Origin of the sequence: Microbispora sitophila (genome assembly GCF_014892245.1) — a bacterium.
Lineage (GTDB): Bacteria > Actinomycetota > Actinomycetes > Streptosporangiales > Streptosporangiaceae > Microbispora > Microbispora siamensis.
Window position 1 is genome coordinate 67,741 of the sequence record NZ_JADBGC010000030.1, and the last position, 13,133, is coordinate 80,873.

The window sequence follows — 13,133 nt, forward strand, 5'->3', positions numbered from 1 at the left end:
CGATTCGGGGATTCTGAGGGGATGTGCCCACGTGCACAGCGATGCCTGGTTACCCAGTTACGAACGGCTCTTCGGAGACCTCGACCTGCGCCTGGGCGACGAGGCGCGCTCGGTGTACTCGCCCGCCGCCTACCTCACCGACCTGCTCAACCTGCTGGACGACGCGTTCGAGGACCCGGCGCTGCTGCGGCGCAGGCCCGACATCGCGGCGATCCCGCTGGACGCCGGCAACACGTTCCCGCCGGTGCCCTACCTGGACATCGTGGTGCGGATACTCGAAGGGCTCGTCGGGCCCCGGCCGTACGAGACGCTGGCGACGATGCGGCACCCGGCCGGGCTGCCGTTCTCGCTGGAGGACGCGCGGATCGCCGCCTACCTGCGTCATCTCGGCCTCGACCCGGTCGAGCTCTACCGGGTCTTCACCGGCCGCCTCGACCCGGACCGGGTCGCCCGCGAGCGGCTGCGGCTGACCTCCCTGGACGTCGAGGTCGTGACGACCCCGCGCGCCGACGACGCCGGCATCGCCGAGCTGTACGGCAGGCCGCTCGCCGAGCTCACCGACGTCGAGGCGTTCCTGGCGGCGACCGCGCTGCACGGCGACGAGCTGAGCGTCGTGCTGTACGGCGACCCCGATCAGAACGACGCTCTGGAACGTTCCCCCGAGGACTTCTTCGTGCACGCGGGCGGTCCCGTGGTGCGTGTCTCCGACGACGGGCTCACCCTGGTGCGCGCCGACGACCCCGCCGCGGCCGTCCCGGCGGAGTGGTTCGACCGGGTCAATCGGTTCGTCCGGCTGGCCAGGCGCACCGGGCTCGCCTTCCCCGACCTCGACCTCGTGCTCGCCGCCTGCGCGGACGGCACGCTCGACGGCCCCGCGCTGCGCCTGCTCGCGGCGGCCGTGGACCTGCGCGACGCGTACGGCGTGCCGTTCGACGTGGTCGCGACGCTCGCCACGCACCGCGTGCCGCGCGAGGCCGCCGCGCTCGCCCCGCCGTTCGGCGACGTGCTCGGCGCGCAGAACCGCGAGTATCGGCTGCGGCTGTCGGTCGCGCTCGACATGGCCGAGGCCGACCTGGTCGCCGTGGTCCGGCACTTCCGCGACCACTACGACGGGCCCCTGGAGGAGAGCCCGTTCGACCGGGCGATCGGGCCGTCCGCGCTGTCGCTGCTCGTCCGGGTCGCCCGGCTCACCGGAACGCTCGGCATGCCGGTGGAGGACCTGTTCGGCCTGATCGCGGCCGTCGAGGCGGACCCGGCGCTGGTCAGGTATTCGACGTTCGCGGTGCTGCCGGTGACCGAGGCGGGCCCCGGCGACTGCCACCGGACGCTCATGGACGACGACCCGCAGGCCGCGCTGTGGCTCACGCAGACGCTGTGCGCCGTGAACGCCTGGCTGACCGCGTCCGGCTTCGCCGTCGCCGAGCTCGGGCAGGTGCTCGGCGAGCCCGCCACCGCGGAGGACGCCGAGGAGGAGCTGGCGGTGCTCACCGGCATCGCCGACCGCTTCGCCGACCTCGCCTTCACGCCCGAGTCGCTGGTGTCCGACCGGTTCGACGAGCGGTCCGCGCAGGTGGCGCACGACGTGCTCGTGGCCTACGACGACGGGGTCGTCTCGCCGCGCGACTCGCGCCTGCTGCGGGTCGATCCGGCGCGCCTGGCCGACGCCGCGTACGCGGCCGTGTCGGACCTCCCGGTGCTGACCAAGGAGGACTTCCACGGCATCGGGCTGGCGCCGCGCGTCGCGGCCAAGATCTTCACCAACCTCGTCCTGTACGGCCTGTTCGCGTCCGACGGCCGCCTGGCGACCGAGGACGTGCCCGACGACCTGCTGATCGCGGGTTTCTTCGACGACCTCGCGCCCGTCCTGTTCGACGCGCTCGCGCGGGCGGGAGGGGCCTTCCACCCGTCCGACGTCGCCGAGCTGCTGCCCGACCTGGACGAGGTGGACCAGGAGGAGCTGTACGACAACCTCGTCTACAACGGCTACCTCGACGAGGACGGCCAGATCGCCGACCAGGAGTTCTTCGCCGACCCGGACAACGCGGAACTGTTCTCCCCGTCCGCCGACCTCGCGGACCTCACGCCCGGCGTGCTCGGCGTCGTGGCCGCCAAGATCGAGGACGCCGACGCCACCGCCATCGCGTTCGACCCCGGCGTGCTCGCGGACCTGCGGCTCCCCGAGTCCCAGGCCGCCGAGCTCACCGAACTGCTGCGCTTCAACGGCCTGCTCGACGCCGACGACGCGTACACCGACCCGGTGGCGCTGCTGACGCTCGGGGCCGACGACCTGCCGGTGCCGCTGGAGCTCTACCCGGCGCGCCGCCTCATCCTCGACGCGCTGCGCGACCAGATCGAGGCCGCCCGCGGCGAGCTGCTCACCTTCGGCGCCGACGACTTCACCGACGTCGCCGACGACGCGCAGGCCAGGCGCGTGGTGGACCTGCTGGAAGGCTCGATCACGGAGGACGGCCGGGTCCGCGAGGACTCCCGCGACCTGTTCGGCGACACCGAAGGCTACCTCGACCTCGGCGCGGGCTTCACCGAGGCCGACGGCACCGTCGTGTACGCGCGCATCGGCGCGATCGTGCGCGCGCAGGCGCCGTACCGGCTGGACATGGCGGCGGTGGCCGACCTCGGGTTCGACGAGCAGGAACAGGGCCAGTTGGTCGCGCTGCTCGCAGACGCGGGCGACCTCGACCCTGCGCTCGGCGTGCCACGCGACATGCTGCACTACTTCGCCACCGTCGCCAACGCGCTGGACTTCACGCTTCCCGGCGCGGAGGACTACAGCAAGGACGTCTTCTTCCTGCTGCACGCGGTCGCCAGGCAGACGACCGACGCGATGACCGAGATCGTGAACCGGGTCGCGGCGCTCGCGGAGCGGCAGCACACGGCGGTGCTCGCGGTGCTCCAGGACGCGTTCGGCGTCCCCTCCGACGTCGTCGCGGCCATCTGCGACGCCATCACGCCGGACGTGCTCGACCTGCTCGTGCCGCCCGCGCTCGCCGACGACCTGACCGTCCTGCCCGGCGACCCCCACCTGCGCCGCTCCTATCGGCGGATCAGGCGGTTCGCCAGGCTCGCCGCCAAGCTCGGCCTGGACGCCGCCGGGGTGCGCGTCGCGTTCCACGACCAGGATCTGGCGGGCAAGTTCCCCGAGCCGCTCGCGCTGCCGCCCGGCGTGGACGGCATCGACGCGCTGCTCACCGGCTGGGACGACAAGATCTACCTGTTCCGCGGCGCGAGCTACTGGGTCTACTCGGCCACCACGTACGCGCTCGCCGACCCGCTGCCGAAGCCGCTGACCGACCTGTCGCCGCACTTTTCCGGGCTCGCCGGGATGGACGCCGGCTTCACGCTGCCGGACGGCGCCGAGTGGCTCGTCGGGCGCGGCGTGGACGGGCGGTCGCACGCGTTCGTCCGGACGCGGGGCGGGCTGCGCTGGGGGCCGAAGGAGCAGGTGTGGGGCAAGGTCCGCTCCACCTTCGACAACCCCGGGAAGATCGACGGCGCGTTCGTGGACGCCGACGGCCGCACCTACCTGTTCTGTGGCGACCAGTACGTGCGCTACTCCGGCTCCGACTTCTCCGTCGCCGACGAGGGCTACCCGCGCGCCGTCGCCGACTGGTGGACCCGCGAGGGCAACGACACCCCGCTGCCCGCGGGCTTCGAACGGAACGTGGACGCCGCCTTCCACGGCCTCGACGGGCGCACCCACGTCTTCAGCGGCGACCGCTGGTTCGACGGCACCGTCGAACGGCCGCTCGCCGACCGCTGGGGCCGGCCGCGCAACGCGTTCGAGGGGGCGGCCCGGCTCGACGCCGCGTACGCGGACGCCGAGGGCTACCTGCTGTTCAGCGGCGACCAGGTCGCCAGGATGACCGACAGCCCGGAGAACGACGGCGTCCGGGTCGCCGACGGCAACCCGGTCAGGATCGAGGACTGGCGGCCGGACGTGCCCGCCGGATTCGAGTCCGGCCTCGACGCCGCGTTCCGAGACGCCACCGGCACGATCCACCTGTTCAAGGACGGCAGGACCGTCGCGCTCGGCCCGGCGGGCTCCGGCGAGGTCGCGCTGACGGCGCGGCGCTGGGGCGTGCTCGCCCCGGTTCTACCGAGCGGCACGGTGGACGCCGCGTTCGTCGGCCGCGACGGCAGGACCTACCTGTTCAGCGGCGACCGCTACGTGCGTTACTCCTCGGCCGACTACTCCGTCGTCGACCTCGGCTACCCGCGCGGCATCGCGGGGGACTGGGGCGGCCTCGACCGAGTGGACGCGGCGTTCGTGCTGGACGGCGTGACGCACCTGTTCGGCCCGGTCGGTCAGATACTCGACCTGCCCGCCGCGTACGAGGCGGAGCTGGCGGGCGGGCGGCTGTCGACGGCGCTGCGCCGCCGCCTGCGCGAGCACGGCGTGACCGTGCCGGACGACGCGCCGGTCACCGGCACATCGCCCGAGTGGCAGGTCGTCGCCGAGGGCCCGATCACGCTGACGATCCGCAGGGCGGGCGACCGGATCAAGGTCCTGGGCGACGACACGGTCTTCTACGTGCGCTACTCGACCAGGGACTACACCGTCCCCGACGCCGGATACCCGCGCCCGCAGGCGGAGAACTGGTGGAACCTGCCGGTGACGCTCGCCGCCGACCCGGCGTTCGCGACGATCGACGCGGTGTTCACCGGGCGCGACGACCGGACGTACCTGTTCTCCGGGTCGCGGTTCGTGGTGTTCGACGCGCGGCACCGCTGGTGGTCGGAGCCCGCGCGGCTGCGCGAGCAGTGGGACAGCATCCCGTTCGACCGGGTGGACGCGGCGTTCGTCGGCCGGGACGGCAAGACGTACATCTTCAACGGCGACCAGTACGTCAGATACTCGGGCACGGACTACACGCAGGTGGACGACCGATTCCCGGCGCGGGTCGGGGCGTTCTGGGGCAACGTCGCCAACGCGATCGCGCGCACCGGCCGGGTGGACGCGACGCTCGTCCTCGACGTGGTGGAGACGGTGGACGGCGCGCAGGTGCCGCACACCTACACCTATTTGTTCTCCGGCGACCAGTACGTCCGCTACGCCGACGGCGACTATTCGGTCGTCCAGAACGGCTACCCGCGTCCCCTGTCTGCGCTGCGTACCGAGCCGCGGATGGCGGCGCTGTCCGAAGAGTTCGACGGGGTGGACGCGGCGTTCGCCGACCACCGCAACGTGTACCTGTTCCGCGGCGGCCAGTGGCACGTGGTGTCCGACACCCTGTACCGGGCCTACCCCGACCCCGGCCTCGCGGCGGTGACCTGCGCGTTCATGGAGAACGGCGCGGTGCTCGTGCAGCGGGACACGGGCTGGGCCAGGCGCGCGGCGCTGGAGGGCCCGGTGGTGGAGGAGGCGGTGCGGCCGCTGACCCTGCGGCTGGTGCCGGAGGACTACCGGACCGGCCTGGACGCGGTGCTCACCGGCGCGGACGGCGCCACGTACTTGTTCAAGGGCGCGAACTGCTACAACACGCAGCTGGGCAAGGACTACCCGGCGGCCGAAGAGTGGGGCCGCCCCCGTAACACGATTTATCAGGACAACGCGGTGGACGCGGCGTTCGTCGGCCGGGACGGGAAGACCTACCTGTTCCGCGGCGACCAGTTCGTCACCTACACCGGCACCCTCGGCACCACCGACGGCGAGCCCCGCCCGATCGCCGAGCACTGGGGCGGCCTCGCCAGCGTCACCCTCGCCTACGTGCGCGACGGCGTCACCTACCTGTTCGAGCACCCCGACGCCGACGGCGTCATGCGGCACGTCGTCTACAGCGGCGAGTACGGCCCGTACGCCGACCCCGACCCCGGCTACCCGGCGCTCGCCGACGCCACGTTCTGGAAGGCGCCCGACGGGTTCCCCGTCCCGTCGGCCGTGCTCTTCGAGGGCGACACGATGATCCTGCTCAACGGCGAGCGGTGCGTGCAGCTCAGCGAGACCGGCCAGTGGTCCTACCCGCGGCCGATCGAGCGGGTGTGGCGCGGCTTCGGCCGCGACCTGCCGCCGGGCGACGTGCTGCGCGCCGCGTTCACCGCCCCGGACGGCGCGACGTACTTCTTCTTCACCGAGCACTACGCCCGCTACGCGAACCGCGCCTTCGACCCGCCCGCGCCGATCAGGCAGCGCTGGGGCAGGTCGGTCAACCCGTTCCTGCCCGACGACGGCAGCCGCGGCGTGGACGCGGCGATCGTCTTCGGCGACGACACGACCTACCTGTTCTCGGGCACGCAGTACGTCAGGTACACCGGCCCGGACTACCAGTACGCCGACCCCGGCTACCCCAAGCCCATCGCGGGCGATCTGCGTGCCGAGGCGGCGTTCGCCGCGCTGCCCGAGACGTTCGAGGACGCCGTGGCGGACCGGGGGAGCGGCCCGGTCGTGCAGGCGGCCGTCGCCAACGGGCGCACCGCCTACCTCGTCGTCGGCGGCGTGCTGCACGTCGCGTCGCGGGCCCCGGAGCAGACGTACGACCTGGCGCTGCTCGGCCGGGTGCGCAACGCGATACAGGACCGCCGGCGCGTGGACGCGGCGCTCGTCCGCGACGACCACACCTACCTGTTCTCCGGCGACCAGTACGTCCGCTACACCGGCTCCGCCTACGACCACCCCGACGAGGGCTACCCGCGTTCCATCGGGGACGACTGGGGCGCGCTGCCCGAGGCGTTCGAGGATGGCCTGGACGCCGCGTTCCGCGCCCCGGACGGGACGCTGTACCTGTTCAAGGGCACGCTCTTCCACGACGGGACGACCACGCGCGCGATCACGGACCAGTGGGGGAGGATCCGCAACGAGTTCGCCGCCGCCCCGGTGATCGACGCCGCGTTCGTCTCCCCGGACGGCGACCTGTACGCGTTCCGCGGCGACCAGTACGTGAAGTACCGGCCCGGCGCGCTCGACCTCGCCGAGGAGGGCTACCCGCGCACCATCAGGGACGACTGGGGCGCGCTCCCCGCCGAGTTCGAGGCCGGGATCTGCGGCGCGTTCGTCGTGGAGGGCCGCACCTACCTGGCCCGCTGCGACAGGTACGTCCGCTACTCCGGCCCGTACGACGACGTGGACCGCACGTTCCCGCAGCTGTTCCGGCACCGCTGGTCGGACCTCGCCGACTACCGGCTGACCGACGTGCACACCATCACCGGCTTCGCCTCGCTCGCGCGCACCCACCCCGGTCTGGCCGCGCTGCTCGACGCGGGCGGCCCCGACCCGTTCGCCGGGCTCGCCGCGCTGTTCGGCTGGCCGGTCGAGGAGGTCCGCTGGCTGCGCCGCAACGCCGGGCTGATCAGTGCGTTCCCCGCCGAGGAGGACCGCTTCGAGATCGAGTTCCTGCTCGCCCTGGTGGACGTTTTCCGGCTCGCGGGACGGGCGGGAGCCGGCCCCTCCGACCTGTACACGCGGGTCGTCGCCGGGTCCGCGCCCGCGGACGCGCTCGCGCTGCTGCTGGAACGGCGGCACGCCCCGCAGGAGTGGGAGGCGCTGTCGGCGGTGGTCCAGGGCGAGCTGAACGTCCTCAAGCGCGACGCGCTGCTGCCCGCCGCGCTGTGCCTCAACCCCGATCTGGCCGACGTCCGCGCCCTGTACGAGCACGTGCTCGCCGACGTCGAGATGGGCCCTGAGGGCATGACCTCGCCCGTGCGCGAGGCCATCGCCGCCACGCAGCTCTACATCCACCGCTACCTGCTCGACCTGGAGGACCCCGGCGCCGCCGCGGCCGACGTCCGGGAGAAGATCAAGTCGTGGTGGGCGTGGCTGAAGAACTACCGGATCTGGGAGGCCAACAGGAAGGTCTTCCTCTACCCGGAGAACTACATCAGGCCCGAGCTGCGCGACACCAAGACCCCCGCGTTCCGCGAACTGGAGAACGACCTGCTCCAGGGCGAGATCACCGCCGACAGCGTGCAGCGCGCCTACAAGCGCTACCTCGACGAGTACACCGAGGTCTCCCGGCTCGCCATCGCCGGCGCGTACGTCTACCGCGCCGACCACGACGACGAGGGCACCCGCCGGCTCGTGCTGTTCGGCCGCACCAGGACCGAGCCGCGCCGCCACTACTACCGCTCCGCCGAGTTCCGCGACGGCGCGCGGCTGTCGGCCACCTGGGAGCCGTGGGTCAAGGTGGACATCCAGATCGACGCCGACCGGGTGGACCCGGTCCACGCGTTCGGCCGGGTGTTCGTGTTCTGGAGCGTCGTCGAGACCGTCGCGCCGGACGCCACCGGCGCCACCACCATCGTCACCAAGCAGAGCGGCGACCAGCAGAGCGTCGCCGCGCCGCCGCCCAAGCACCGGGTGCGCGTCTACTACTCCTTCTACAACCTCAACAAGGAGTGGGTGCCCGCGCAGGAGCTGCCGCCCGGCGCGCTGGAGGACGGACAGATCAGCGACGTCCACCTGTTCGTCCAGGCGTCCGCGACGCTGCCCGGCGGCGACCCCGGCTTGCACGACTCCATCGTGGTGTCGCGCACCTACACCGTCGCCCGGCCCGCCGGCCCGGTCACCGTCACCGCGGCGCACGCGCTCACCCCCGAGCTGTACGCGGTGCCGGTCGACGCGGCCGCCGAGCCCGCCCGGCTCGTCGAGCTGTCGCGCATCTTCGACGAGCCCGACGGCGCGCCCGTCGACCCGGCAGGCGTCGTGCGGTTCAACAGCCCGGCCGGGTCGCAGGACGGGCCGTGGTTCAGCGTGGACCACAAGGGCGGCAGCTTCCTGTGCCGCCCGATCACCGTGGACCCCGGCGCCGACCCGGTGCTGACCGACCTGAAGGACAACGGCGTCCGGCTGCCCGCCTGGGCCGAGATCGACGCGGCCGTCGAGCTGCCCGGCGGCACCCGCCTGTTCTTCACGAGGAACGCCGCCGGAGGCGGCGAGTTCCTGGAGGTCAAGACCAGGGGCAAGCTGCGGACCGGCAACGACGTGACCGCCAGGACATGGGGCGTCGTCGGCAACTCGCTGACCACGACCGGGGCCGTGGACGGCGTCATCGTCCGCGGCGACCTGACGTACGTGTTCTCCGGGCCGCAGTACTACTGCTACCGGGGCACGCCGTTCGGGCCGCTGCAGCCGGAGTATCCCAAGCAGCTGCGCGACAACCCGGACGGGTTCCCGCGCTGGGACCGGGTGGACCTCGCGTTCAACTCGGGCACCGGGGCCGAGTGCTTCGCGCTGTCCGACGGCACCTACCACGAGTCGGCGCCGTCCGGGCTGCCCAGGAAGCTGCGCGACGGGTGGAACCGCTCCCTGCCCGACGCCGTGTTCGTCCGCGACGGCCGCACCTTCGTCGTGACCGGCGGCCAGTACGTCCGCTACGGCGGCGACCGCAACGACAGGCCGGACCGCCCGGACCGCCTGGATCGGCCGGACCCCGGCTATCCCAAGGCGCTCACCGGCGGCGGCGACGACCACCTGCCCGCCTGGCAGCGCCTGGACGCCGCCTTCGCCTACGGCGACAGCTGGTACTACTTCGACAACGGCGCGGGCACCTACCTCGTGGACGGCCCCGGCGGGCGGAGCACGGGCCAGACCCGCGACCTCGGCGGCATCCCGACCACTATCAACACGACCGGCCTGGTGGACGCCGCCTACCGTGCCGGCCGCAAGGTCTACCTGACCAGCGGTCTGGAATACATGCGCTACTCGCTCGTCGACGACGACACCGTCGCCAGGACCGCCGACCCCGGCTACCCCCGGACGCTCCCGCAGCGCGTGCAGGGCGTGTTCCGGCGCGGCGAGCGGCGCTACGTCTTCGGCGACGGCAAGTACGCCGTGCTCCCCGACGGGAAGGAACTCGGCGACCTCACCCCCGGCGCCTTCCACGACATCGCGGGCAACTGGCACTCCCTGCCGACCGGCTTCGCCACCGGCTTCACCGGCATGCTCGACGCCGACAGCCAGCTCTACCTGTTCGTCGGCTCCCAGTACGCGAGCTACCCCAAGGACACCGTCGTCCCCCGCCCGTACGAGTACGCCGAGCTGCCGCACGAGATCATCCGGCTCACGTCGAGCAGCGCGTTCGAGCTGAACCGGCGGCTGCTCGTCGGCGGCGTGCCCGCGCTGCTCGCCCCGCAGGCGCAGGAGACCGACGAACTGCCCGCGTTCAGCAAGGCCGCCTCGGGGCCGACCACGATCAAGGTGCGCCCGGAGGTCGCGGGTATGCCGGCCAGCACGCACCTGGACTTCTCCAGCGCCAACGGCCGCTACTACTGGGAGATCTTCTTCCACGCGCCGATGCTCATCGCGCAGGCGCTCGCCACCGCGCAGCGCTTCGAGGACGCCCGGCAGTGGTACGAGTACGTCTTCGACCCCACCGAGCAGGACAGGTATTGGCGGTTCCTGCCGTTCCTCGCGGTGGACGCGCGCGCCCTCGTCGCGGCCTGCCGCGCCGACCTCGACGCGCTCGCCGACCCCGGCATCTCCACGGCGCTGCGGCAGATCCTGATCGACGTCGAGGCCGTCACCCCGGCGTTCGAGCAGGCCAGAACGCTCACCACGCAGGAAGCCGTGTTCCTCGACGGCCTCGCCGCCGACGTGCTCACCCCCGTGGACACCGCGCTCGGCCTGCTCACCGGCAACGCCACCGCGGCGGCGCTACGCGAGAAGGTCGCCATGCTCGCCCGGCTGCGCGCCCAGTACAACCTCATGGGCGACCACGGCGCGCTGCTCAAGGCGTACCAGGACGACCCGTTCGACCCGCACACGATCGCCGAGCTGCGGCCGACGGCGTACCGGCGGGCCGTCGTCATGGCGTACGTGGACAACCTGCTCGACTGGGGCGACATGCTCTTCCGGCAGTACACGATGGAGAGCATCGACGAGGCCCGCATGCTGTACGTCCTCGCCTACGACCTGCTCGGCAGGCGTCCCGAGGGAGTCGGCCCGCGCGCCCTGTCGCCCACCCTGACCTACGACGACCTGCGGAGCGCCGAGTGGACCCCGGACGCCGCCGCGGAACGGATCACCGCGGGCGGCCGGATGCTCGACGGCCTCGGCGCGATCCACGCCAGCGTCGCGCACCCGTACTACTACATCCCCGGCAACCCGGTGCTCGGCGACTACTGGACCAGGGTCGAGGACCGGCTCCGCAAGATCAGGGCGTCGCTCGACATCCTGGGCGTCAGCCGGCCGCTGCCGCTGTTCGAGCCGCCCGCCGACGTCATGGCCCTGGTACGCGGCGCGGCCACCGGGCTCAGCCCCGACCAGGTCGTCGCCGGGGCGAGCGCGCCGGTGCCGCACTACCGGTTCTCGTTCGTCATGCGCAAGGCCCAGGAGCTCGTGGACGAGCTGCGCCAGTTCGGCGGCGACCTGGTCAGCGTCCTGGAACGGCGCGACGGCGAACAGCTCAACCTGCTGCGCGCCCGGCAGGACACCGCGATCCAGATCATGATGCGCGAGGTCAAGGAGGCGCAGGTCAGGGCTGCCGCCGAGGGCCTCGCGGAGGCGCAGGTCGCGCTGGACTACGCCAACAAGCGGGTCACGTACTATCAGGACCTGATCGCGGCCGGGCTGAGCCCGCTGCAGCTGGCCCAGATCGCCGCCATGACCGGCGCGTCCATCGCCCACCTGTACGCCAGCGGGCTCAAGATCGGCGCGGCCATCGCGTTCGCGGCGCCACAGGCGCTGGTCGGGCCGTTCATCATGGGCACCGAGATGGGCGGCGAACAGGTCGGGCAGGTGCTCGACAAGGGCGCCGAGGTCGCCTCGTCGATCGGCGAGGCGCTCAGCGTCACCGGCGAGCTGTTCGCCGTCCGCGTCGAGCAGGAACGACAGGCAGGCGACTGGAAGTTCCAGCTCATGGTCTCCCAGGGCGAGGTCGCCGAGATCCAGCACCAGGTGGCGTCCGCCGCGGCGCAGCTCGCCTCCGCCCAGCGCGACCTGGAGCTCACCAACCAGGAGATCGCCAACGCGCAGGCCGTCGCCGACTTCATGACCGGCAAGTTCAGCAACGTCGACCTCTATCAGTGGATGTCGGGACGGCTCGCCACGCTGTACTTCCAGTCGTACAACATGGCCTACGACATGGCCCGCGCGGCCGAACGGGCCTACCAGTACGAACGCGGCACCGACCAGACGTTCATCAGGCCCGCCTACTGGGAGAACCAGCGCAACGGCCTGATGGCGGGCGAGGCGCTGGGCCAGGACCTGCAACGGCTCGCCACGGCGTACGTCGCGGGCGACATGCGGGGCCTGGAGATCACCCGGCGGGTGTCGCTGCTCGCGCTCGACCCGCTGGCGCTGCTGAAACTCAAGTCCGAAGGCCGCTGCGAGTTCGCGCTCACCGAGGCGATGTACGACCGAGACTTCCCCGGCCACTACCGCCGCCGCATCAAGACGGTGTCCGTCACGTTCGAGAACCCCGAGGAGATCGTCGACGTCAACGCGACGCTCACGCAACTCGGCCACCGCACGGTGCTCACCCCCGATCCCGCCGCGGTGCGCTACCTCGTGGACGGCCGCGGCGCCGCCCCCGCCACGCTCCGCTCCGACTGGCGCGCCGGACAGCAGATCGCGCTGTCCGACGTCGAGGAGGGCCGCGACAACAACGGCCTGTTCGAGCTGCGCTTCGACGACGACAGATACCTGCCGTTCGAAGGCACCGGGGCGGTGTCCACGTGGCGGCTGGAGACGTCCGGCCTGCCGCCCGCCGATCTGTCCGACGTGACGATCGTCGTCAAGTACGTCGCCGACCAGGGCGGCGCGGTGTTCGCCAACGCGGTCAAGGGCATGCTCAAGCCGTACCAGGCCGCCCGCTACATCGACGTCGCCGAAGAGTTCCCCGACGAGTGGTCCGCGTTCACGGAAGGGGAGACCGGCGAACTGACGCTGCCGCTCACCCCCGCGCTCTTCCCGCGGCTCACCGGACGCCAGCTCACCGGCGTCGCGGCGACGTACGTCGCGGACGGCACCGAGCAGGAGGAGGCCGGTACGGTGCGGTTGCTGCTCGACGGCGACACGAGAACGGCCCTCACCGAGGGCTCGCTGGTGCGCGCGGCAGGCATGACCGCGGACGACATCACCTTCACCGTCGACGGCGATCCGTCCACGCTCAGCACGATCGGGCTCATCTTCACCTACCGCGCCATCTGACCCCGCCGTGAGAGCGGCGTGGTAGAAGTCTTGC

The 13,133-nt window shown here is 72.2% G+C and carries 1 protein-coding gene; it reads left to right on the top strand.

What is annotated here, in order from left to right; translation table 11 throughout:
• The first annotated feature begins 31 nt into the window (after positions 1-31).
• Complete coding sequence (locus IL992_RS38740) at positions 32-13,099, top strand: hemopexin repeat-containing protein (RefSeq protein WP_193208277.1); 13,068 nt, start codon at positions 32-34, stop codon at positions 13,097-13,099.
• Positions 13,100-13,133 lie beyond the last annotated feature (34 nt).